The organism is Flavobacterium sp. 103 (assembly GCF_003096795.1).
GTDB lineage: Bacteria > Bacteroidota > Bacteroidia > Flavobacteriales > Flavobacteriaceae > Flavobacterium.
This window is the reverse complement of record NZ_QENX01000001.1, coordinates 3,391,118-3,413,586: the sequence shown is the minus strand read 5'-3', so window position 1 is coordinate 3,413,586 and position 22,469 is coordinate 3,391,118. Positions and strand designations below refer to the sequence as shown.

The following is a 22,469-nucleotide window of genomic DNA, read 5'->3' as shown; positions in this document are numbered from 1 at the left end:
CTTTTTTTTATTTCAAAAAATAGGGAAACTAATTAAAGAAAAAATCCATTGTATCAAAAGCAACAAAAAGCATGAAAACATATAAACTACAAACCAACTACAAACAAATCCTGGCCGATACCATAACGCCAGTGAGTATCTATTTCAAAATAAGAGATAAATTCCCCAATAGTTTATTACTGGAAAGTAGCGATTATCACGGAAACGATAACAGTTTTTCCTATATCTGCTGCAATCCAATCGCTTCTATAAAAATAGAAAACGAAACCATCTTCAAAAAATACCCTGATGGAACTTCGGAAACAATTACCGTTGATACAAACACAAATATTCCAGAAATTATTCAAAATTTTTCAGGACAATTCCAATCGGACAAAACGGATTTTAAATTCATCAATAATGGTTTATTTGGATATATTTCTTATGATGCAGTACGTTATTTTGAAAAAGTAACCATTGCCAAAAAAGAAAACAGCAATTCTATTCCCGATGTGTATTATGCTGTTTACCAAAACATCATTGCAATCAACCATTTCAAAAATGAAGCTTATATTTTCTGTCACAGTTTAGATGGTAAAAATAACATATCCGAAATTGAGCAATTATTACAATCCAGAAACATTGCTTCTTATAAATTCTCCAAAGAAGGTGAAGGTTTTTCGAATCTAACCGATGAAGAATTCAAACAAAATGTGGCTTTGGCCAAAAAACATTGTTTCCGTGGTGATGTGTTCCAATTGGTATTATCCAGAAGATTTACCCAAGGCTTCAAAGGTGATGAATTCAATGTGTATAGAGCTTTGAGAAGCATCAACCCTTCCCCTTACCTGTTCTTTTTTGATTATGGTGATTTCAAAATATTTGGTTCTTCACCTGAAGCTCAAATTATTGTCAAAAACCGTAAAGCCGAAATTCATCCTATTGCAGGAACTTTCAAAAGAACGGGTGACGACGAAAAAGACGCCGTGCTTGCCAAAAATTTATCGGAAGACAAAAAAGAAAATAGCGAACACGTGATGTTAGTCGATTTGGCCCGAAATGATTTAAGCCGTCACGGACACAATGTAAATGTGGAAAAATACAGAGAAGTGCAGTTTTTCTCGCACGTTATCCATTTGGTTTCCAAAGTGACAGGACATTTGCACGAAAAAGCAACAACAATGCAAGTGGTTGCCGATACTTTCCCTGCAGGAACTTTGAGCGGAGCGCCAAAACACAGAGCGATGCAACTGATTGAAGATTACGAAAAAACAAACCGTAATTTTTATGGAGGTGCTATCGGTTTTATGGATTTTGAAGGTAACTTTAACCATGCGATTATGATTCGAACTTTCTTGAGCAAAAACCACCAATTGCATTCACAAGCCGGTGCAGGAATTGTGGCTAGTTCAAACGAAGAAAGCGAAATGCAAGAAGTTTACAATAAATTGCTGGCGTTGAACAAAGCGTTGGATTTGGCAGAAACGATATAAAAAGAGTAAGCAGTATTCAGTTTTTAGTATCCAGTTGCAAAACCTGAAACTTTAAACTTTAAACAAAAAAATTAAACAAAATGAAAAAAATACTAGTCATAGACAATTACGATAGTTTCACTTATAATTTAGTGCATTATCTGGAAGATTTAGATTGTGAAGTTACCGTTTACAGAAACGATGAATTTGATATCGATGAAATCTCGGGTTTCGACAAAATATTACTCTCTCCAGGACCAGGAATTCCTGATGAAGCGGGTTTATTAAAAGCTGTAATTACAAAATATGCCCCAACGAAAAGTATTCTTGGAGTTTGTCTTGGACAACAAGCTATTGGAGAAGTTTTTGGAGGAACACTTTCTAATTTAGACAAAGTGTATCACGGAGTGGCGACACTGGTAAAAACATCTGTTAATGACGAACTTTTATTCGAAGGTTTAGGAAATGAATTTGAAGTGGGACGCTACCATTCGTGGGTAGTTGACGCAAATTTACCCGATGTATTGGAAGCCACTTCCTTTGACGAAAACGGTCAGGTAATGTCGTTGAGACACAAAACATACGATGTTCGAGGTGTACAATTTCATCCAGAAAGTGTGTTGACACCAAACGGAAAAAAGATTTTGGAAAACTGGTTGAAGAACTAGTGGTCAGTGTTCAATTATTTGTAATCAGTCAAAAAATATGAAAACAGTTAAAATCAAATTTTTCATTTCTTGCCTTTTTATATTTTTCCTTATTTCTTGCAACAAGCAAAAAGAGAAAAAAACGGAAACAACAGTTAATGTCCAACCCGAAACGGAATTGGATTTACTGGCTTTGAAGGAAAAAAGCAAACTGGGAAAAGATACTGTTATCACTGTTATTAATGATCCAGTTTATCATAAAACAAAGAAATATCATGCTGTAAACGCATTGCTTCTTTTAAAAAACGAAATTGATTTATCAAAAGTTGACATAAAAAACACATCAATAATTTTTGAATGCATCGATGGCTACAAACCTGAAATGCCTCTTGAATTATTTTTAAAAACAAATCCTTTTCTGGCTTTCAAAGATGTTGATGCTCCAAAAGGCTCCAATTGGGAAAAGATTGTCAAAAACGGAAACGAGATGAATGCTGACCCTTTTTATTTGGTTTACACATCAACGTCAACAGATAATCAGGAATACAAATGGCCTTATAATGTTATCAAATTTCGACTTGAATCGAAAAATAAAAACGTTGAAGCCTTGCAGCCAAAAGATGATGAGGTAGCAATGAAAGGTTTTGCACTATTTCAAAAACAATGCATTACCTGTCATGCCATAAACGGAATTGGAGGCGAAATGGGACCTGAATTAAATTATCCCAAAAGCGTAACCGAATATTGGAAAGAAAATGAATTAGTCGATTATATCGTAGATCCGGCTTCTTTCAGACACAAAGTAAAAATGCCTACACTGGGAATTACAAAACAAGAATCGCAGGAAATAGTTAAGTATTTAAAATACATGTCTGGAAAGAAAATAGAAGTTAGAAAATAGAACATAGAAGTTAGAGGAATAAAAATAAAGCTTAGAAACTTAGTTTCTTAGAATCTTAGCAACTTTAAAAAATGAAAAACATATTAAACAGATTAATCAACCACGAAATTCTGACCAAAGAGGAATCCAAAAATGTTTTGGTAAACATCTCCAGCGGGAGTTACAATCCAAGTCAGATTTCGGCCTTTTTGACCGTATATATGATGCGAAGCATTAGTATTGAAGAATTGGCGGGATTCAGGGAAGCGCTTTTGGAATTGTGCATTCGAGTTGATTTATCCAATTACAACACTATCGATTTATGCGGTACAGGTGGTGACGGAAAAGATACTTTCAACATTTCAACTTTAGCTTCATTTGTTGCAGCTGGAGCAGGAATAAAAGTGGCCAAACACGGAAATTACGGAGTTTCCTCTATTTCGGGTTCCAGTAACGTGATGGAAAAATTAGGAGTTAAATTCAGCAATGATGGTGAATTTATTGAAAAATGCATCGACAAGGCCGGGATTGCCATTTTACACGCACCTCTCTTTCACCCTGCCATGAAAAATGTGGGTCCAATTCGAAAAGAATTGGGTGTTAAAACCTTTTTCAATATGTTGGGACCAATGGTAAATCCATCTTTTCCAAAAAACCAATTGGTTGGAGTTTTCAATCTTGAATTAGCCAGAATGTATGGCTATTTATATCAAAATACCGATGTGAATTTTACGATTTTACATTCTTTGGACGGCTATGATGAAGTGTCTTTGACAGGACCTACAAAAATTATAACCAGCACCAAAGAAGGAATTCTAAATCCTAACGATTTTGGTGTTCGCCTTTTGGAACAAAGCGAAATTGAAGGCGGAAAAACCATCGAAGAATCCGCAGAAATGTTTGTGAATATCATCTCAGGAAAAGGAAACGAAGCCCAAAACAATGTGGTTTGTGCCAATGCCGGAATAGCAATTGCAACAGTTACCAAATGCACGCCGTTGGAAGGTTTTGAACTGGCTAAAGAAAGTTTACTTTCCGGAAAAGGATTGGTAGCTTTGAATAAATTACAAGAACTAAGTAAATAAAAATAGTTTAAAGTTTAAGGTTTAAAGTTGTTAAAATGTTGTGCCACTTTAAACCTTAAACAAAGAAAACTTTAAACAAAAAATTAATGAATATTTTAGACAAAATAATAATCGACAAAAAAAGAGAAGTTGTGCTCAAGAAATCCATCATTCCAGTTTCACAATTGGAAGCTTCGGTATTCTTTGGAAAAGAAACAATTTCTTTAAGTCAAAGTTTAAAAAACAGTAACTCTGGAATCATTGCAGAGCACAAACGCCGTTCGCCTTCAAAAGCAATTATCAATCAAAGTTTTACTGTTGAAGAAGTCGTAAAAGGTTACGAAAATGCCGGTGCCTGCGGAATTTCGGTTTTGACGGATGGAAAGTATTTTGGAGGTTCTCTAGACGATTTGCTTTTGGCAAGAGCATCAGTAAATATTCCGCTTTTGCGAAAAGAATTTATTGTTGATGAATACCAAATTCTGGAAGCCAAAGCTCACGGAGCCGATTTGATTTTGCTTATCGCAGCCGTTTTGACAAGAGAAGAAATCAAATCATTATCTGAATTTGCTAAAAAACTAGGACTTGAGGTATTACTAGAAGTACACAATCTTGAGGAATTGGAAAAATCAATTATGCCAACATTGGACATGATTGGTGTAAACAATCGAAACCTGAAAACTTTCGAAGTAAGCCTTTATTTCAGCAAAGAATTGGCTTCAAAAATTCCAAATGATTTTGTAAAAGTTTCCGAAAGCGGCATAAGCTCCATTGAAGCTATCAACGAACTGAAACCATACGGCTACAAGGGATTTTTGATTGGGGAAAACTTCATGAAAACCGATAATGCAGGAAAAGCGGCAACAGAATTTATTAAGCAATTAAAATAAAAATAAGACACAGATTTCACAGATTAGCACGAATTCAATTTGTGAAAATTTGTGAAATTTGTGTCAAAACTTTAAATCGCTATGAAACTCAAAATCTGTGGTATGAAATATCCCGACAATATGCTAGAAGTAGGTTCGCTCCTACCCGATTATATGGGATTTATATTTTGGCCAAAATCGGCTCGCTATTTTGAAGGAGAAATGCCAGAACTGCCAAAATCAATTAAAAAAACAGGTGTTTTTGTTAATGAAAGCATCTCTGTAATTGAAGAGAAAATAACGAAATACAATTTGCAGGCCATTCAGTTACATGGACAGGAATCAGTTGATTTTTGTTCAGAATTAAAAGCTAAATTTGGTACTTCCATTGAAATTATTAAAGTGTTTTCGGCAGACGAAAATTTTGATTTCAGCGTTTTGAAACCATACGAATCCGTTTGCGATTATTTTCTTTTTGATACCAAAGGAAAACTGCCTGGCGGCAACGGAACGACTTTCGATTGGCGAATATTAGAAAAATACTCGTCGTCAAAACCTTTCTTCCTTAGTGGCGGAATTGGAATCGAAGAATTAGAAAACATAAACGAAATTTCAAAAACCGATTTACCGCTTTATGCCATCGATGTAAACAGTAAATTTGAAATTGAACCAGGATTAAAAAACATATCATTATGTACAGACGCGATTAATCACGTCTCTACGGAAACAAATAAAAAAATATAAAATGTCATACAACGTCAACGAAAAAGGCTATTACGGAGAATTTGGAGGTGCCTACATTCCCGAAATGTTATATCCAAATGTAGAAGAATTACGTCAGAAATATTTAGAAATCACATCCGAACCTGAGTTTAAAGCAGAGTTTGACCAACTGCTCAAAGATTATGTGGGCCGTCCAAGCCCATTGTATTTTGCCAAAAGACTTTCTGAAAAATACAATACCAAAATCTATCTCAAAAGAGAAGACCTCAACCATACGGGTGCGCACAAAATCAACAATACCATTGGCCAAATATTGGTAGCCCAAAAACTAGGCAAAAAACGAATCATTGCCGAAACTGGTGCAGGTCAGCATGGAGTGGCAACAGCAACTGTTTGTGCCTTAATGGGCATGGACTGCATTGTGTATATGGGCGAAATCGACATTGCCCGTCAAGCACCAAATGTTGCCCGTATGAAAATGTTGGGAGCCGAAGTTCGTCCAGCTCTTTCCGGATCAAGAACACTAAAAGACGCAACCAACGAAGCAATTCGTGATTGGATCAACAATCCCGTAGACACGCATTATATCATCGGATCAGCCATCGGGCCACATCCTTATCCGGATATGGTAACCCGTTTTCAAAGTGTCATTTCCGAAGAAATCAAATGGCAGCTAAAAGAAAAAGAAGGACGTGAAAATCCTGATTATGTTGTCGCTTGTATTGGCGGAGGAAGTAATGCCGCAGGAACTTATTATCATTTTTTACACGAGCCAGAAGTTGGAATTATTGCTGTTGAAGCTGCCGGAAAAGGCGTAAACAGCGGTCATAGTGCGGCGACTAGTAAACTTGGAAAAGTGGGTATTATTCACGGTTGCAAAACCCTATTGATGCAAACTCCAGATGGACAAATTACAGAACCGTATTCGATTTCTGCGGGCCTTGATTACCCAGGCGTTGGTCCTATGCACGCTCATTTGGCACAAACTGGCCGTGGAGAATTCTTCTCAGTAACCGATGATGAAGCCATGAACGCAGGTTTACAGCTGACCAAATTAGAAGGAATTATTCCAGCCATCGAAAGCGCACATGCTTTTGCAGTTTTGGATCAGAAAAAATTCAAGCCGACTGATATCGTTGTAATCAGCCTTTCTGGTCGCGGCGACAAAGATTTAGACAATTACATCGATTATTTCAAATTGTAATATAATGATTGGGGCGTTACCACAAGGGTCGGGCTGTCCGCTATATCTTTTTTGTTCCGAAAAATGGAACAAAAAAGGATGCCGCTTCCATCCCTAACGCGCTCAGTGCATAACCATAAAATAACCACTATTGACTAAACCAAAAAAAAAGAATCTATGCAAAAATTATTCGCTTACGGTACTTTACGAGATCAAGATGTTCAAGAAAACCTTTTTGGACGTGTTCTTCAAGGAACTCCTGAAACATTGATTGGTTATGAATTAAATGAAATCCAAATCGAAGAAGAATTTGGCATAGAACATTATCCAATTATTATGGAAACCAATGATTCCAATGACACCATTAGTGGAATTTTATATGAAGTCTCAATGAGAGAACTTCATCAGGCAGATTTGTATGAAGGCCTGCATTACAAACGTGTGGAAGTAACGTTGCAATCAAACCAAAAAGCTTGGGCTTATAGTGCTGCCATTTAGAAACAATAAAGAAAATTAAAACGAAATAAGATAAAAATGATTTTAGCTGCTGCGCAAACCAAACCAATTCGTAGAGATATCGATTCCAATCTTTTGGAACATTATCGTCTAGTGAAATTGGCTGCCGCAAACGGAGCGCAACTAATAGTATTTCCGGAACTGTCCATTACGGGTTATGAAAGAGAAGATGCCGCAGATTTGGCTTTTTCCGCAAATGATTCCCGATTGGATTATTTAAAAAAATTAGCCACCGAAAATAAAATCATTATCATCGCAGGAGCTCCAATTCGAATAGAATCAAGCTTGTTTTTGGGCGAATTTTGCATCGCTCCAAACGATTCTGTTTCCATATACACCAAACAATTTTTACATACAGGTGAAGAGATTTATTACCAGCCTTCGTTCGATTACAATACAATACTCGAAATAGAAAACGAACGCATTTCCTGTGCTATTTGTGCCGATATTGATAATCCGAAACACGCAGAAAATGCAAGTAAAAACAATAGTTCGACCTATGTTGCCAGTATTTTCTTTTCGCCAAATGGGATTCCGCAAGCACACCAATCATTGCAAAACTATGCTTCGGAATATCAAATGAATGTCCTGATGGCTAATTTTGGTGGTGACTCTTATGGTAGCCCATCTGGCGGCCGTTCTGCTTTTTGGAACAACAAAGGAGAATTGATTGCCCAAATGAAAGATTCAGGATCTGGATTACTCCTTGTAGAAAAGCACAGTTCTGATTGGACAAGCAAAATACTGAACGATTAATAAAACAAAAAAACATAACTAGAGGATTTTCAAAATCCCAAGATAAAATACTTTAAAAATGAACCGAATAAACCAAAAATTACAAGAAGACAAAAAGATACTTTCCATATACTTTTCGGCTGGATATCCTAACTTGAATGACACCGTACAAATCATTCAGGATTTAGAGAAAAATGGCGTAGATATGATCGAAATTGGATTACCATTCAGTGATCCTTTGGCCGATGGACCAACTATACAAGCTAGTTCAACACAGGCTTTGCATAACGGAATGACGACACAAATCTTATTTGACCAATTAAAAGACATTCGTCAAAGCGTAACCATTCCGCTAGTGATTATGGGTTATTTCAATCCGATGTTGCAATATGGAGTGGAGAATTTCTGCAAAAAATGCGCTGAAATTGGCATCGATGGCTTGATCATTCCCGACCTTCCGGTAGATGTATATGCTGAACAGTACAAAGCTACTTTTGAAAAATACGGATTAATCAATGTGTTTTTGATTACACCACAAACTTCAGATGAACGCATTCGTTTTATTGACGGTGTTTCGAATGGATTTATCTATATGGTGAGTTCGGCGAGTGTAACGGGATCACAAACTGGTTTTGGAAATACCCAAGAAGATTATTTCAAACGCATTGGGGATATGAATCTTAAAAATCCACAAGTAGTAGGCTTTGGAATCAACAATTCCGAAACCTTCAATCAGGCCACCCAATATGCCAAAGGAGCCATTATTGGAAGTGCATTTATCACCCATTTAACAGAAAATGGAACTGGGAAAATTGGAGAGTTTGTGAAAGCGATTCGTTAGTTTGCAAAAAAAATAGTACAATGACCACCACAACAAGAACAACCTCCGATAATATCGATTTTCAAAACCTTGTCGTTTTACTTGATGAAGTTTTAAGAATGAAAGATGGTGAAGCTCATGATTTTTATGCCCAGCATAATACACTAGACAAAATAAATCATGTTGTGGTTTGCTATCAGGAAACTATAGCTATTGGCTGTGGTGCATTCAAGGAATTTGATCATAATACTGTTGAGATAAAAAGAATGTTTGTTCATCCTGATTACCGAGGAAAAGGAATTGCCAGCACAGTTTTAAAAGAACTGGAAATTTGGGCAAGTGAATTCAATTATACCAACTGCGTTCTGGAAACTGGTAAAAATAATCCCGAAGCCATCGCAATGTATCAAAAAAACGGTTACGAGATAATCTCTAATTACGGTCAATATAAAAATATTGAAACTAGCGTTTGCTTAAAAAAATCCATTTCTAAATAGATTACAATGACTCCAAGAATTGAAATTTTAACCGAAAAAAAATTAATTGGCAAACGATTACAAATGTCTCTTGCGAATAACAAAACACATGAATTGTGGCGAAGTTTTATGCCAAGACGTGCTGAAATTATTAATCCAATCAGTTCGGATCTTTTTGCCGTGCAAGTGTATGAGCCAACCTATTTTGAAATTTTCAACCCCAATACCGTTTTTGAAAAATGGGCAACGCTTGAGGTTTCTGACTTTGATAACATACCTACAGAAATGGAATCTATTACTTTATCAGGGGGGCTTTATGCAGTTTTCGAACTTAAAGGACATGATATCGCTATTTTTGATTATATCTTCAGAACTTGGATTCCAAATTCAAAATACGATTTGGACCACAGACCCCATTTTGAAATATTGGGAGCAAAATATATAAAAGATGACCCAAATTCGGAGGAAGAAATCTGGGTTCCTATTAAAGAATAACTGAAATAAACAACATTCATTTTTACCATATAAGGCATATAAGTTAGGTTTTAAAACCAATTACTTATATGCCTTATGTGTTTAATCTCTCATTTTATTAGAATTTACGAAATCGATTTAACCGTAATTCTAACTTATTATTTCCGTTAAAAAAAAGTTAAAACAAATTTAAACAATCGTTTAATTTAAACAGTTGTTTAATTTTGTACTGAATTTAAAAGTAAAGCTTTGAAAACGGATTTTAACGAAAAACAAATTCAAATTTTACACGTAGCCGAAAAGCTATTTGCAGAAAAAGGATTTGACGGCACTTCGATAAGGGACATTGCCAAGGAAGCTAAAATAAATGTCGCCATGGTTTCCTATTATTTTGGATCCAAAGAGCAATTATTGGAATCCATTATTTTAAACCGTGTCACAGATATTAAACTTCAACTGGATATTTTGACTTTGGAAGATTTAGATCCACTTCAAAAAATACAAAAACTTATTGAACTTTATATTGATAAGATAAACAGTAACAGATGCATATACAAAATTATGCACTTTGAATTTTCCTCAAGTCAAAGAGTAATTAACCTTCAAGCTTTTACAGATTTAAAAAAAGGAAACTTAAAATCAATCGAATCCATTATCCAAGATGGTCAGGAAAAAGGAATTTTCAGAAAAGACATTGTCATTCCACTTCTTACCACAACGATTCTGGGCACCTATTTCCATTTTCATTTGAATAGGCCTTTTTACGAAAATCTATTAGACTTGAAAACCGAAGAAGAATACAATACCTATATAAAAACAACTTTAACAATGCACATTCAACAAACCATTAAAGCCCTCTTGACATATGAAAGTTAGTTATTTAATGATCTTTGGAGGGTTCTTCATTGGAATTTCATCCATCAATGCCCAAGACAAAACCAATTTAAAGCTGGAAGATGCGATACAATTGGCTTGGACAAAAAGTAATGAAATCTCATTGGCCAGCACCAAAGTAGAAACGAAAAAACAAGAATTACAATCGGTTAAGAACACGCAGTATCCCGACTTAAAGCTTACTGGACAATTTCTTCAATTAACCGAACCAACGGTTAAACTAGAAATTAATGCCGGATCAGGTTCATTTCCCGTACCAGACAGAATGCTTATTGGTCAAGCCAGTTTGAAAATGCCAATATTTGCAGGAATGAAAATTCAAAACGGCATACAGCTTCAGGACAATTTGTTCCAAGCAGAAAATGCAATGGCATCTAAAACCAAAGAAGATGTGGCTATGAGAGTCATAGACTACTATGCTAATTTGTACAAAGCGCAAAGAACAATTGAATTATTAAAGGAAAATCAAAAAAGTGCTGAACAACGTGTTACTGATTTTATAGCTTTGGAAAAAAACGGAATCATTCCACGAAATGATTTATTGAAATCCCAACTTCAGGTTTCGAAAATTCAGTTATCTCTTGACGAAGCTTTGAATAATGAAAAAATAATCAATTACTATCTGGTTACTTTGTTGAAATTACCAACAGAAACAAGATTAACAGTAACCGAAAGTGATTTAATTAATTTTCCTAAGAATTCAGTTCCTACTGATGAACAACCGGCCTTTCAAAACCGTAAAGACTTAGAAGCATTACAATTTCAGGAAAAAGCATCCCAAGACAATATAAAAATAGCCAAAGGAGATTACTATCCTGCCGTAGCTTTGACTGGTGGATATGCAGCTTTAAACCTGAATAATGTTGTGACATTAGAGAATGCAATGTTTATTGGTGTTGGAATATCTTATGATGTCAGTGGTATTATAAAAAATAGCACACAAGTAAAAATTGCAGAAAGCAAAGCGCTTGAAGTAAAAAACACTCAGGAATTATTAAAAGATAATATTAGAGTACAGGTACAACAAGCGATTACCAATTACGATTTGGCTATAAAACAAAGTGCAGTTTACAATCAAGCTGTTGAACAAGCTACTGAAAATTACCGAATCGTAAAAGACAAATACGAAAACGGGCTTTCGGATACCAATGATTTATTGGAAGCAGATGTAGAACAACTGAAATCAAAAATAGCCGAAACCATTGCCAAAGTAGATGTTATTCAAAAATACTACGAATTACTTTCGGCTACCGGACAACTATCACAAACCTTCAACCTTTCAAAAATATAACCACTACCAATATCATGGAAAAGAAAAAAACAAACGCCAAATTCATTATAATCCTATTGGTTTTAGTCCTTTCAGGAGGAACTTACGGAATAACAAAATACATTCACTCTCAAGGACACGAAGAAACGGATGATGCTCAAATTGAGAAAAACATGAATCCAATAATCCCAAGAGTTTCGGGATATATCAGTAAGGTTTATGTAAAAGACAATGATTATGTAAAAAAAGGAGATACCTTATTTACAATTGACAAAAGAGATTACCAATTAAAAATCGAAGAAGCAAATGCTGCTTTTATAGCTGCAGAAGGTGGATTTGAAGTAGCCAAAGAAGATATTGGAAGCGCTATGGCAAGTATCGCTGTTTCGGATGCCAATGTACAGTCGGCTGGAGGAAATATTGAAACTGCAAAAATTAGATTGGGAAGAGCAAATAGTGATTATGTTCGTTACGAAAACTTATACAAAAATCATTCGATTACGAAACAACAATACGAACAAGCATTGGCAACCAAACAAGAAGCGGAAAGCCAAGTACGTATTTTGCAACAACAAGAAAAAGCAAGTACTTACCAAAAATCGGTAATTGAAGCAAAATCAAGAGTTAGCAATAAACAAACAGAAATTGCCGCTGCCAATATCAAAAAAGCAAAAGCGTTACTTGAAGTGGCTCAATTGAACTTGACTTACACAGTTGTAACAGCAGCTATTGATGGACAAGTTTCGAAAATTGATATTCAACCGGGACAATTGGTACAACAAGGACAATCTTTATTTTATATCATCAATAACAATGAAGCTTGGGTTGTAGCCAATTTTAAAGAAACACAATTGAACAAAATGATTATTGGTCAAAAAGTAACAGTAAAAGTAGATGCTTATCCTGATTATGCTTTTGAAGGAACCCTTACTTCATTTTCACCAGCAACTGGATCTCGTTTTTCATTACTTCCGCCAGATAACGCAACTGGAAACTTTGTAAAAACAATACAAAGATTACCGGTAAAAATAAGCTTGAATGCTTCAAACGATCCTGAAAAAATAAAATTGCTTCGCCCAGGTATGAACGCCGATGTAGATGTTCATTTGAAATAAAATAGATTTTAACCATATAAGAAATATAAGTTCATTTAAGCAGCACGTAAAAAACAAAAACTTATATGCCCTTATATTTCTTATATGGTAAAACTTTTCATTGCGACTTATACGCTTATTAAACCATTACATATTAAAAACTCAAAATGGTACAAAACCAAGAAGACGATTTAGTAGAATACGGCATTAACAGGGTCATCATCACGATAACCTGTATCATGTGTGCTTTACTCGAAATTGTAGATACTACGATTGTAAACGTAGCTTTAAATAATATGAGAGGTAGTCTTGGTGCTACCCTAACCGATATCGCCTGGGTAATTACTGCGTATGCTATTGCAAACGTAATTGTAATCCCGATGACGAGTTGGTTGTCACAGCAATTTGGGCGTCGTAATTACTTTGCAACTTCCATTGTTATTTTTACAGTGGCTTCCTTTTTGTGCGGTAATGCTACAAATATATGGGAACTCGTGGCCTTTCGATTCATACAGGGTCTAGGTGGAGGAGCTTTATTAGTAACTGCGCAAACCATTATAACCGAGAGTTATCCAGTGGCAAAAAGAGGAATGGCACAGGCTATTTACGGAATGGGAGTTATCGTTGGCCCAACATTGGGACCGCCATTGGGAGGTTATATTGTTGACCATTTTTCTTGGCCTTTCATTTTTTACATCAACATTCCAATAGGTATTATCGCAACTTTACTAACCATTGGTTATGTGAAAAGCCCAAAATATGGAGACAAACTAAAAGCAAACCAAGTCGATTGGTGGGGAATTGGACTCTTGGCAACTTTCATTGGTTCCTTGCAATTTGTCTTGGAGCATGGTCAACAGGACGACTGGTTCAATGACAGTATGATTCTGACATTAAGCGTAATTTCTGTCTTTGGTTTAGTGCTGTTTATATGGAGGGAACTCACCTATAAGCATCCAATTGTGAATCTGAAAGTATTAAAAGACAGTAACCTTAGAATCGGAACCATTATGTCTTTCATTATGGGATTTGGATTGTATGGATCGACATTTATCATTCCAGTATACACCCAATCTCTATTAGGATGGACAGCTACCGATGCAGGTTTATTGTTAATTCCAAGTTCCATAACAACAGGTATTATGATGCCTTTTATAGGTAAAATGATTCAGCGTGGAGTACCTCAAGCCTATATGGTTGCAGTAGGATTCCTAGTATTTTTTCTTTTCACCTTTTTGATGCGTGGTGTAATGACACCAGATACTGGCGTTGAACACATGTTTTGGCCATTAATTCTTAGAGGTGTTGGTTTGGGATTATTATTTGTTCCTATTACCACTTTATCATTGTCAACCCTAAAAGGGAAACATATTGGTGAAGGTGCGGCCTTTACGGGAATGATGCGACAATTAGGAGGTTCATTCGGTATTGCCATCATTACCACTTACCTCACCAGGCTCAATCAGGAACATCGCGTGAATTTAATTTCATACCTTGACCAATCTTCTTATAAAGTACAACAAACAGTTCATCAACTGCAAATGGGTTTTATGGCCAAAGGATATACTGCCAATGAGGCTTTGTCCAAAGCCTATAAAGTGCTCGAAGGAAAAGTAATGCAGCAAAGTTCCGTACTGTCATTTATGGACATCTTTATGTATCTCGGCATCTTATTCCTGCTGTGTATTCCTTTTATTCTTTTGATCAAAAAAGGAAAAAACAAAATAGATCCAGCCGATGCAATGCACTAGATTGCAGAACTCAGGTGGCAGATTTCAGAAAATAGAATGCAGATTGGCAGGTTGTTAATTAGGAGCAGAAAGATTAGGCTTTTTCAGCCGGCATTAGTCCCGCTTTCCGTTACAATCTCATAAGCCGAACCCCGGCTTACGAGGATTTTCACTGCAATCGGGGCTAAAGAAAGAGATTTCGATTTTTGCCACAAACAAAAAAATAAACAAATAAAAAGCTCCGAATTTCACTAATCAATAGTGAGATTCGGAGCTTTTTTTATTTCTGCACAGAAATCTGCCTTCTAAATTCTTAATTCTGCTATCTGCAAACTTAAATCTACTATCCGAAATCTGCCTTCTGCAACCTGAAACCTACCTAGTAAAAACCAAGTTATTCCCTTTGGACAAATTAGCGTCAAACTGATAACCTTCGTAATTGAATCCTTTTAAATCATCAAGAGTTTGGGCATTGGTATCTAGAATATAACGCACCATTAATCCCCTAGCCTTCTTGGCAAAGAAACTGATTATTTTCACGTTTCCGTCTTTATAATCTTTAAATTCTGGCGTAATAACAGGAACCTTCAAAGCTTTCACATCCACAGCCGAAAAATATTCGTTGCTCGCCAAGTTGATAAACAACTCCCCTTTTTTAAGCTCTTTGTTCAATGAAGCGGTGATATTTTTTTTCCAAAACTCATATAAGTTTTTGCTTTCGCCAATGGGCAATTTCGTTCCCATTTCAAGACGATACGGTTGTATTAAATCCAATGGTTTCAAATAACCATACAAACCCGATAAAATCCTTAAAGTACCTTGAAGTTGTTCCATTTTCTCCATTGGAATCGAGTAAGCATCCAATCCCGTATAAACATCGCCATCAAAAGCATATACTGCAGGACGCGCATTTTCGGGTGTAAAAGGAGTTTTCCAATCTTGGTTACGTTTCCAGTTCAAATCGGCCAATTTATCTGAAATCGACATCAATTCTGATAAGTTCTTAGGTGATTGTTGCTTTAAAACTTTATGAACCTGTCCGGATTCTTTTAGAAAAAAAGAACTTGTATATCGAGATGTTGGTAATTCTTTTTCGAAATTTAAGGATTTGGCAGGAGATAGTACAATTTTCATATTTGACGGGGCTTTCGAATTCTTTTTATTTACAATTTCAAAAGTACAAATTGAAATCTAGAATTTAGAAACTCTGAATTGAATTGTTTAATGCAATCATAGATTTTTAAAATGAATGCTGTTATTTTGTTTATTTTTGGTTTTATAAAGAAAAAAAAACAATTCTAATGATTGAAATCAAGAAAGCCTTTTTAGAAAACCTCATTACGATACAAAACATCAGCAAACAATCGTTCACCGAAACTTTTGCCGAAATAAATACTCCAGAAAACATGGAGAAATACCTGCAGGAAAATTTCAATACCACACAATTAACTTTAGAAATAAACAATCCTGATTCTCCTTTTTATATTGCTTATTTCGATAGGGAACCTGTTGGTTATTTAAAATTAAATTTAGGCAATGCACAAACCGAAACAATAAAAGACGAAACAATCGAAATCCAACGCATTTATGTTTTAAAAGCTTTTCACGGAAAAAAAATAGGTCAACTATTACTAGACCAAGCTATAAAAGTTGCAAAAGAATATGACGTCGATTATATTTGGCTGGGTGTCTGGGAAGAAAACCACAGAGCCTTACAATTTTATGCAAAAAATGGTTTTGTCACATTCGACAAACATATTTTCATTCTAGGCAATGACCAACAAACCGATTTATTAATGAAACTGCCAATAAAGACCAAATCCTAATGACCAGTACTCCCCCATCCATTACGAAAAATCCGAAATCCATACTCAATGCCGCAGTGATTGTAGCCGCTCTTGGTTATTTTGTGGACATTTATGACTTATTACTTTTTGGGATTGTTCGCACCGATAGTTTAAAAGACCTTGGAATAACAGGAGACGCAGTTAGAAACCAAGGCGAATATCTTATCAGTATGCAAATGTTCGGTATGCTTTTCGGCGGGATTTTATGGGGCATTTTAGGAGACAAAAAGGGACGAATATCCGTTTTATTTGGTTCAATTTTACTGTATTCGGTGGCTAATATTGCCAACGGAATGGTAACTACTGTTGATGGATATGCGTTTTGGCGATTGATTGCAGGAATTGGACTTGCGGGAGAATTGGGGGCAGGAATCACTTTGGTTGCCGAGTCCCTGCCGAAAGACAAAAGGGGCTACGGAACTATGATTGTAGCTTCGGTAGGTGTATCGGGAGCGGTTGCCGCCTATTTGGTCTATCAGTTTTTCCAGGATTGGCGTTTATGCTATTATGCAGGAGGTGGTCTTGGTATCCTGCTATTGTTTTTAAGAATCCGTATTACCGAATCAGGTATGTTCAAGCAAGTACAGCAAAGTGAGGAAAAGAAAGGAGATTTTCTGTCTTTGTTTACCAACTCAAAAAGATTTTCAAAATACCTTCAATGCATACTTATTGGAATTCCACTTTGGTTTTTGGTAGGCGTTTTGATTACTTTTTCACCTGAATTTGCAAAAGCCCTTGGTGTGCAACAAGCCGAAACTATAGCTGCCGGAAAAGCAATTGCTTTTTGTTACAGCGGTTTGGTTATTGGCGATATTGCCAGCGGATTATTAAGCCAATGGCTAAAAAGCCGAAAAAAAATCATGTGCCTGTTTTTGGTTTTTAACCTAATTATGATTTTTGTTTATTTGAATGCTTACGGAATTTCGGTTTCGACTTTCTATTTACTTTGTTTTGCAATGGGAGTTTCAGTTGGGTATTGGGTTTTATTCGTAACCATAGCTGCCGAGCAATTTGGAACCAACATCAGAGCTACAGTAACAACAACGGTTCCTAATTTTGTTAGGGGTTCGCTTCCGTTAATTATTTTGATCTATAGCTTCTTCCGCGACCGTCTCTTTCATGGTGATATTCTTAAATCTGGAATGATTGTTGGCTCCTTATTATCAATCATTTCCCTATTGGCACTGGGGAAATTAAAGGAGACTTTCCATGTAGATTTGGATTATTCTGAGAGCAATGATGAAACTTTTATTTAAGTGAGATGAAGTAAATTTCTATTTATTTTTTATATTTGAATGAAATTTATACAATGAAGATATTTTTCACCTTCCTTTTTTATACCCTATTCCAAGTAGGTTTTGCACAATCTGCCAATCAATATTTTGAAAAAATAAGAGATAATGAAGTTGAACTCACAGCTTTCTTTGCTCAAATGCCAAAAGGTGGCGATTTACACCATCATTATTCTGGTTCAATTTATGCAGAACCACTATTAACTCACGCCATTGCCGAAGATTTTTATCTTAATACACAAACCATGACTGTAAGTCAAGAAAAACAGAATGGAAGTGACTGGGTACAATTTTCGATTTTACAAAAGAATGGCGAATTAGACAACTACAAACAAAAAATAATACATAAATGGTCTGTCAAAGATTATAATAATGTTGATTATCCTTCGGATAAATTATTTTTTGAATCCTTTATGAAGTTTGAACCTGCAACAAACAATAATTTTGGAGCCGGTTTATTGGAACTAAAAAACAGGGCAATCAAAGAAAATGTAAGCTACATCGAAACCCAGTTATCGACTATTCCCTGTGCGATAAAAACAGATGATTTGACAAAATACAATACCAATTTGAGAAAATTTGCGGCAAGCAAAAATGAAAAAGCCGTTATGCAATCTTTGGATTCCTTGTATACAATTTTCAATCAAAAAGAAGCCAAAAAATACGCCGCCGATTTCAATACTAACTTTGTTGCAAAAATGCACAAAGAGCTTAAAATTGATGACAGTCAATTTACGATGCGCTATCAAAACTTTGTTTTGCGCTTTATGGAACCGGTTGATTTATTCAAAAACTTAGTGGTTGCTTTCATATCTGCTGACAGCAGTCCGTTGATGGCAGGTGTCAATATCGTTTCTCCCGAAGATGGCGAAACATCTATGAAAGATTATTGGTTACACATGGTTATGTTCAAATATTGTCACAGCCATTTTCCAAAGGTAAAATATTCTATGCACGCAGGTGAACTCACACTTGGATTGGTTCGTCCAGAGGAATTGTCTTGGCATATCAATGCGGCTATTTATACTGCTGGCGCCAATAGAATTGGACATGGAGTTGATGTGGCCTACGAAGAAAAGAGCTATGATTTAATGCGTTATATGGCCAAGAATAATATCCCGATTGAAATTAATCTTACCAGTAACGAGTTCATTCTAAAAGTAAAAGAAAACCGCCATCCCATTCTATTGTACAAAGAATTTGGAGTGCCAATTGTCATTAGTACTGATGATGCCGGAATATTGCGAACCAATATGACAGAGCAATATGTTTTACTGGCCAAAAGATATAAAACCATTTCTTATTCCGATATCAAACAGTTTGTTTACAACAGCATCAACTATAGTTTTATTCAAGATCCTGCGGTAAAAAAACAATTAATTCAAGACTTGGATAGTCGTTTTAAGACTTTTGAGGCTAATTTTACAAATTAGTTTAAATGCAAAACATAGTAACAAAATGAAACATTGGGACATACTTCTATCCAATCAAGTTGATAAAAAAAGCTTTATAAAAGCATTATTATCGGGAGAGATTCAGGGGGAGTTGTCGGTTTTCAATTCGTTAAACGGCATTCTGTATTCAGACATTTCCATTCAAAAATTAATCGAAGAAGAATACCAATACGATTCCATTGAAGCTACCACCGAATCCAAACGAAACCTGCGCACCTTTTCATCTGGAGAGCGAAAAAAGGAATTTTTAAAATATTGTCTAAAGAAAAATCCTGACTTTATCATTCTGGACAATCCTATGGATCATCTGGATTATACTTCCCGAATTGAATTAACATTCGCAATTGAAGCAATTTTGAGCTCTGTTCGAATTATCCAATTGGTCAACCGAACTATTGATTTGCTTCCTTTTATTGCCAATAAGGCACTAATAGCCGATAATTCATTTGAATTGAAATCCATAAATACAATAGAAAATAATTCATTTGAAAACGACAGCCATAAAATACCAATTCACAAAGAAGTTTTCGATGACCGCGTTCTGGTTAAAATGAATGCCATATCCGTTTCCTATGATGAAAGACCAATTATTGATTCTCTTTCATGGACTATAAAACAAGGGGATTTTTGGCAACTAATTGGACCAAACGGTTCTGGAAAAAGTACTTTATTGTCTCTAATTTCAGGTGACAATCCCAAAGGTTATGGACAGGATGTAGAACTTTTTGGAAGAAAAAAAGGAAGTGGCGAAAGTATTTGGGAAATCAAAAAACAAATTGGTTTTTTCAATACGGCAATGACCGACTTATTTAATAAAAGTTATAGTCTGGAAGAAATGATTCTCTCGGGATTTTTTGATTCCATCGGATTATACAGAGAACCCACAACCTTACAGCGAAGAATCGTTGCACAATGGCTCGAAGCAATTCAAATGAGCCATCTAAAAAACAAAATATTCAATCGCCTGTCCATTGGTCAACAAAGAGTTGCCCTAATCGCCCGTGCAGTTATTAAACATCCTCCCCTATTGATTCTGGACGAGCCTCTTGAAGGTTTAGATGACCAAAATATAGTATTGGTAACACAACTTATCAATTTGATAAAGAAAGAAACCAATATTGCCATCTTATTTGTTTCACATCGAATAGAACCGAATCTTTCTCCAAATTCTGTTTTAGAATTAACCCCAAGTCCAACAGGTTCTAAAGGGGTTATAAAACATCACTTTTAAAGCGAAATCAAGTAACTGTATTTCATGAAAAAAGCCTCAAAATTGAGGCTTTTATATTTTTATCATTAATCTTCTTCGGCATGGTGTGATTTTGAATATCCTCTCCATTTCTCTATACAATCCTTAAAATCCTGAGGCAATTCCGTGTCAAAACGCATCATTTCTCCTGTATTCGGATGCACAAAACCAAGTGTTTTAGCATGCAATGCCTGACGTGGCAATGCTTTGAAACAATTTTCAATAAACTGTTTGTATTTTGTAAACGTAGTTCCTTTCAAAATCAAGTGACCACCGTAACGCTCATCATTAAAAAGCGGATGCCCAATATGTTTCAAGTGCGCACGAATCTGGTGTGTTCTTCCTGTTTCCAATTTACAGGAAATTAAAGTCACATATCCAAAACGCTCTAAAACTTTATAATGCGTAATGGCAGGTTTTCCAATTTCAGGATCGGCAAAAACAGCCATTTGCATACGATCTTTCAAGTGTCTTGCCAAGTTCCCTTCAATGGTTCCTTGCTCTTCAGTAACATTACCCCAAACCAAAGCAATATATTCTCTTTCCGATGTTTTGGCTTCAAATTGTTTGGCTAAATGCGTCATTGCAGCTTCAGTTTTGGCAATAACCAATAATCCTGAAGTATCCTTGTCAATTCTATGAACTAGACCTGGACGCTCACTGCTGTTCATTGGTAAATTCTCAAAATGAAATGCCAATGCATTCACTAGAGTTCCTGTATAATTCCCATGACCGGGATGTACTACCAATCCAGGCGGTTTATTGATTAGCAATAGTGCCTCATCTTCATAAACAATATCCAGCGGAATATCTTCTGGATCTACCCTATTTTCAAAAGGTGGATGTGACAACATCACCTGAACCACATCAAAAGGTTTTACTTTATAATTGGACTTTACAGTCGCATCATTCACATAAATATTCCCTTCGGTGGCTGCGTTTTGAATTTTGTTTCGTGTGGCATTTGGAATCAAACCCATCAAGTATTTGTCAATTCGCAAAATGGCCTGCCCTTTTGGAACCTCAAACCTGTAATGTTCAAATAACTCTTCGTCTAAATCCTCTATTTGTTCAATATTATTGTTCATTTGTTGTTGTTTCTTGTGCTGGTGGAGTAGCTGTACTGTCCACTGCTTCTTCTTGATAACTCTCTTTTCCGTCTCCCAAAACCAAATCGATTTTAGAGGCTTTCAAAACTCTGTCTCCTACTTTTAGGTTTCTTCCTTTATAACGCATTTCCAAAACCATGTCTTTTCCTAAATTAGGCACATACGTAATAGTTCCCGCTTCAAGTCCCAATGCCTTAAGTGTTGGCACTGCTTCACGATAGGTTTTATCAATCAAATCGGGAATTCGAACAGACGAAAACCCAGATGAGTTAATCTTAATATATACTTTTCTACCTACTTTCACCATCGTCCCAGGCATCGGATCTTGCTCCACTACGCTGTATTTTGGGTAATCTCCCCTAAAATCCACACTGTCCAACAGCTCATAATCCAAATCCAATTCATCCAGCTTGTCTTCCACTTGTTCCTCAGTCAATTTTCTCAAATCTGGAACAGCAATTTCATGCCCATGATCCGTTGTAAATGTCAACCAATGCATGAATAAATAACCCAAAACTGCAATAATGGCAAGTGCAATCAACACCTGTCCGAAAAATACGCGACTAGTAAGATATTTTTTTAAGCTCATAAATATTTTTGTTTCCCGCAAAGATAAAGCTATTTCGTTTCAAAAAAAATGATAATTTTGTTTAGAATACGTTTAATCGGCTAATCGATTAAACGTTTAACCG

General features: G+C 35.8%; 23 protein-coding genes. 20 read left to right on the top strand and 3 right to left on the bottom strand.

The window, feature by feature from the left end; genetic code table 11:
- Window positions 1–71 precede the first annotated feature (71 nt).
- From C8C85_RS14510 to C8C85_RS14435, 16 genes are all read left to right on the top strand, one after another.
- The gene (locus C8C85_RS14510) at window positions 72–1,472 is read left to right on the top strand and encodes an anthranilate synthase component I family protein (protein ID WP_116797703.1); all 1,401 of its coding nucleotides are present in this window, start codon (window positions 72–74) and stop codon (window positions 1,470–1,472) included.
- A gap of 80 nt (window positions 1,473–1,552) precedes the next feature.
- Window positions 1,553–2,119, top strand: coding sequence for an anthranilate synthase component II (locus tag C8C85_RS14505; protein WP_116797702.1), 567 nt, complete (start codon window positions 1,553–1,555; stop codon window positions 2,117–2,119).
- Window positions 2,120–2,156: 37 nt separating this feature from the next.
- A complete protein-coding gene (locus tag C8C85_RS14500; protein WP_116797701.1) occupies window positions 2,157–2,999 on the top strand; it encodes a c-type cytochrome in 843 nt (280 codons plus the stop codon).
- 71 nt (window positions 3,000–3,070) lie between these two features.
- Window positions 3,071–4,063, top strand: coding sequence for an anthranilate phosphoribosyltransferase (gene trpD / locus C8C85_RS14495; RefSeq protein ID WP_116797700.1), 993 nt, complete (start codon window positions 3,071–3,073; stop codon window positions 4,061–4,063).
- A gap of 86 nt (window positions 4,064–4,149) precedes the next feature.
- On the top strand, window positions 4,150–4,932 hold the full coding sequence (gene trpC / locus C8C85_RS14490; protein WP_116797699.1) for an indole-3-glycerol phosphate synthase TrpC: 783 nt from the start codon (window positions 4,150–4,152) through the stop codon (window positions 4,930–4,932).
- Window positions 4,933–5,013: 81 nt separating this feature from the next.
- Entirely contained in the window at window positions 5,014–5,655 is a 642-nt protein-coding gene (locus C8C85_RS14485; RefSeq protein ID WP_116797698.1) for a phosphoribosylanthranilate isomerase, read from the top strand.
- Between the two features lies 1 nt (window position 5,656).
- A complete protein-coding gene (trpB, locus tag C8C85_RS14480) occupies window positions 5,657–6,838 on the top strand; it encodes a tryptophan synthase subunit beta (RefSeq protein WP_116797697.1) in 1,182 nt (393 codons plus the stop codon).
- Window positions 6,839–6,994: 156 nt separating this feature from the next.
- Complete coding sequence (locus tag C8C85_RS14475) at window positions 6,995–7,315, top strand: gamma-glutamylcyclotransferase family protein (protein ID WP_116797696.1); 321 nt, start codon at window positions 6,995–6,997, stop codon at window positions 7,313–7,315.
- 36 nt (window positions 7,316–7,351) lie between these two features.
- Window positions 7,352–8,089 (top strand): carbon-nitrogen hydrolase family protein, encoded by a 738-nt coding sequence (locus tag C8C85_RS14470; protein ID WP_116797695.1) that lies wholly within the window; start codon window positions 7,352–7,354, stop codon window positions 8,087–8,089.
- A gap of 58 nt (window positions 8,090–8,147) precedes the next feature.
- Window positions 8,148–8,909, top strand: coding sequence for a tryptophan synthase subunit alpha (trpA, locus tag C8C85_RS14465; RefSeq protein ID WP_116797694.1), 762 nt, complete (start codon window positions 8,148–8,150; stop codon window positions 8,907–8,909).
- A gap of 20 nt (window positions 8,910–8,929) precedes the next feature.
- Window positions 8,930–9,385 (top strand): GNAT family N-acetyltransferase, encoded by a 456-nt coding sequence (locus C8C85_RS14460; RefSeq protein ID WP_116797693.1) that lies wholly within the window; start codon window positions 8,930–8,932, stop codon window positions 9,383–9,385.
- A gap of 6 nt (window positions 9,386–9,391) precedes the next feature.
- On the top strand, window positions 9,392–9,859 hold the full coding sequence (locus C8C85_RS14455) for a GyrI-like domain-containing protein (protein ID WP_116797692.1): 468 nt from the start codon (window positions 9,392–9,394) through the stop codon (window positions 9,857–9,859).
- Between the two features lie 228 nt (window positions 9,860–10,087).
- On the top strand, window positions 10,088–10,714 hold the full coding sequence (locus C8C85_RS14450) for a TetR/AcrR family transcriptional regulator (protein WP_116797691.1): 627 nt from the start codon (window positions 10,088–10,090) through the stop codon (window positions 10,712–10,714).
- On the top strand, window positions 10,704–12,023 hold the full coding sequence (locus C8C85_RS14445; RefSeq protein WP_116797690.1) for a TolC family protein: 1,320 nt from the start codon (window positions 10,704–10,706) through the stop codon (window positions 12,021–12,023). The genes C8C85_RS14450 and C8C85_RS14445 overlap by 11 nt, the downstream gene beginning before the upstream one ends.
- 14 nt (window positions 12,024–12,037) lie before the next feature.
- Window positions 12,038–13,117: an HlyD family secretion protein gene (locus C8C85_RS14440; protein ID WP_116797689.1), complete on the top strand. Its 1,080-nt coding sequence runs from the start codon at window positions 12,038–12,040 to the stop codon at window positions 13,115–13,117.
- 146 nt (window positions 13,118–13,263) lie between these two features.
- Window positions 13,264–14,847 carry an MDR family MFS transporter gene (locus C8C85_RS14435; protein ID WP_116797688.1) on the top strand — a complete coding sequence of 528 codons (1,584 nt, stop codon included), beginning with the start codon at window positions 13,264–13,266 and terminating at the stop codon, window positions 14,845–14,847.
- A 354-nt stretch (window positions 14,848–15,201) separates the two neighbouring features.
- Here the strand turns inward: C8C85_RS14435 and yaaA are convergent, their stop codons facing one another.
- Window positions 15,202–15,960, bottom strand: coding sequence for a peroxide stress protein YaaA (gene yaaA / locus C8C85_RS14430; RefSeq protein ID WP_116797687.1), 759 nt, complete (start codon window positions 15,958–15,960; stop codon window positions 15,202–15,204).
- Between the two features lie 167 nt (window positions 15,961–16,127).
- Here yaaA and C8C85_RS14425 point away from each other — a divergent pair, with 167 nt between their 5' ends.
- Genes C8C85_RS14425 through C8C85_RS14410 form a run of 4 tightly spaced genes read left to right on the top strand, consistent with a single transcriptional unit; the run spans window position 16,128 to window position 20,650 of the window.
- A complete protein-coding gene (locus C8C85_RS14425; protein WP_116797686.1) occupies window positions 16,128–16,652 on the top strand; it encodes a GNAT family N-acetyltransferase in 525 nt (174 codons plus the stop codon).
- Window positions 16,652–17,929, top strand: a complete 1,278-nt coding sequence (locus tag C8C85_RS14420; protein ID WP_116797685.1) for an MFS transporter — start codon at window positions 16,652–16,654, stop codon at window positions 17,927–17,929. Before C8C85_RS14425 ends, C8C85_RS14420 begins: the two co-directional genes overlap by 1 nt.
- A 53-nt stretch (window positions 17,930–17,982) precedes the next feature.
- Window positions 17,983–19,398, top strand: a complete 1,416-nt coding sequence (locus tag C8C85_RS14415; protein ID WP_116797684.1) for an adenosine deaminase — start codon at window positions 17,983–17,985, stop codon at window positions 19,396–19,398.
- A 25-nt stretch (window positions 19,399–19,423) separates the two neighbouring features.
- The gene (locus C8C85_RS14410; RefSeq protein ID WP_116797683.1) at window positions 19,424–20,650 is read left to right on the top strand and encodes an ABC transporter ATP-binding protein; all 1,227 of its coding nucleotides are present in this window, start codon (window positions 19,424–19,426) and stop codon (window positions 20,648–20,650) included.
- A gap of 65 nt (window positions 20,651–20,715) precedes the next feature.
- Here the strand turns inward: C8C85_RS14410 and C8C85_RS14405 are convergent, their stop codons facing one another.
- Window positions 20,716–21,756 (bottom strand): RluA family pseudouridine synthase, encoded by a 1,041-nt coding sequence (locus C8C85_RS14405; protein WP_116797682.1) that lies wholly within the window; start codon window positions 21,754–21,756, stop codon window positions 20,716–20,718.
- Window positions 21,746–22,366 carry a PASTA domain-containing protein gene (locus C8C85_RS14400; RefSeq protein ID WP_116797681.1) on the bottom strand — a complete coding sequence of 207 codons (621 nt, stop codon included), beginning with the start codon at window positions 22,364–22,366 and terminating at the stop codon, window positions 21,746–21,748. Before C8C85_RS14400 ends, C8C85_RS14405 begins: the two co-directional genes overlap by 11 nt.
- Window positions 22,367–22,469: the final 103 nt, after the last annotated feature.

Coding starts and splice junctions, on each gene's coding strand:
- C8C85_RS14510 (WP_116797703.1), top strand. CDS start 72: ATGAAAACATATAAACTACAAACCAACTACAAACAAATCCTGGCCGAT.
- C8C85_RS14505 (WP_116797702.1), top strand. CDS start 1,553: ATGAAAAAAATACTAGTCATAGACAATTACGATAGTTTCACTTATAAT.
- C8C85_RS14500 (WP_116797701.1), top strand. CDS start 2,157: ATGAAAACAGTTAAAATCAAATTTTTCATTTCTTGCCTTTTTATATTT.
- trpD (WP_116797700.1), top strand. CDS start 3,071: ATGAAAAACATATTAAACAGATTAATCAACCACGAAATTCTGACCAAA.
- trpC (WP_116797699.1), top strand. CDS start 4,150: ATGAATATTTTAGACAAAATAATAATCGACAAAAAAAGAGAAGTTGTG.
- C8C85_RS14485 (WP_116797698.1), top strand. CDS start 5,014: ATGAAACTCAAAATCTGTGGTATGAAATATCCCGACAATATGCTAGAA.
- trpB (WP_116797697.1), top strand. CDS start 5,657: ATGTCATACAACGTCAACGAAAAAGGCTATTACGGAGAATTTGGAGGT.
- C8C85_RS14475 (WP_116797696.1), top strand. CDS start 6,995: ATGCAAAAATTATTCGCTTACGGTACTTTACGAGATCAAGATGTTCAA.
- C8C85_RS14470 (WP_116797695.1), top strand. CDS start 7,352: ATGATTTTAGCTGCTGCGCAAACCAAACCAATTCGTAGAGATATCGAT.
- trpA (WP_116797694.1), top strand. CDS start 8,148: ATGAACCGAATAAACCAAAAATTACAAGAAGACAAAAAGATACTTTCC.
- C8C85_RS14460 (WP_116797693.1), top strand. CDS start 8,930: ATGACCACCACAACAAGAACAACCTCCGATAATATCGATTTTCAAAAC.
- C8C85_RS14455 (WP_116797692.1), top strand. CDS start 9,392: ATGACTCCAAGAATTGAAATTTTAACCGAAAAAAAATTAATTGGCAAA.
- C8C85_RS14445 (WP_116797690.1), top strand. CDS start 10,704: ATGAAAGTTAGTTATTTAATGATCTTTGGAGGGTTCTTCATTGGAATT.
- C8C85_RS14440 (WP_116797689.1), top strand. CDS start 12,038: ATGGAAAAGAAAAAAACAAACGCCAAATTCATTATAATCCTATTGGTT.
- C8C85_RS14435 (WP_116797688.1), top strand. CDS start 13,264: ATGGTACAAAACCAAGAAGACGATTTAGTAGAATACGGCATTAACAGG.
- yaaA (WP_116797687.1), bottom strand. CDS start 15,960: ATGAAAATTGTACTATCTCCTGCCAAATCCTTAAATTTCGAAAAAGAA.
- C8C85_RS14425 (WP_116797686.1), top strand. CDS start 16,128: ATGATTGAAATCAAGAAAGCCTTTTTAGAAAACCTCATTACGATACAA.
- C8C85_RS14420 (WP_116797685.1), top strand. CDS start 16,652: ATGACCAGTACTCCCCCATCCATTACGAAAAATCCGAAATCCATACTC.
- C8C85_RS14415 (WP_116797684.1), top strand. CDS start 17,983: ATGAAGATATTTTTCACCTTCCTTTTTTATACCCTATTCCAAGTAGGT.
- C8C85_RS14410 (WP_116797683.1), top strand. CDS start 19,424: ATGAAACATTGGGACATACTTCTATCCAATCAAGTTGATAAAAAAAGC.
- C8C85_RS14405 (WP_116797682.1), bottom strand. CDS start 21,756: ATGAACAATAATATTGAACAAATAGAGGATTTAGACGAAGAGTTATTT.
- C8C85_RS14400 (WP_116797681.1), bottom strand. CDS start 22,366: ATGAGCTTAAAAAAATATCTTACTAGTCGCGTATTTTTCGGACAGGTG.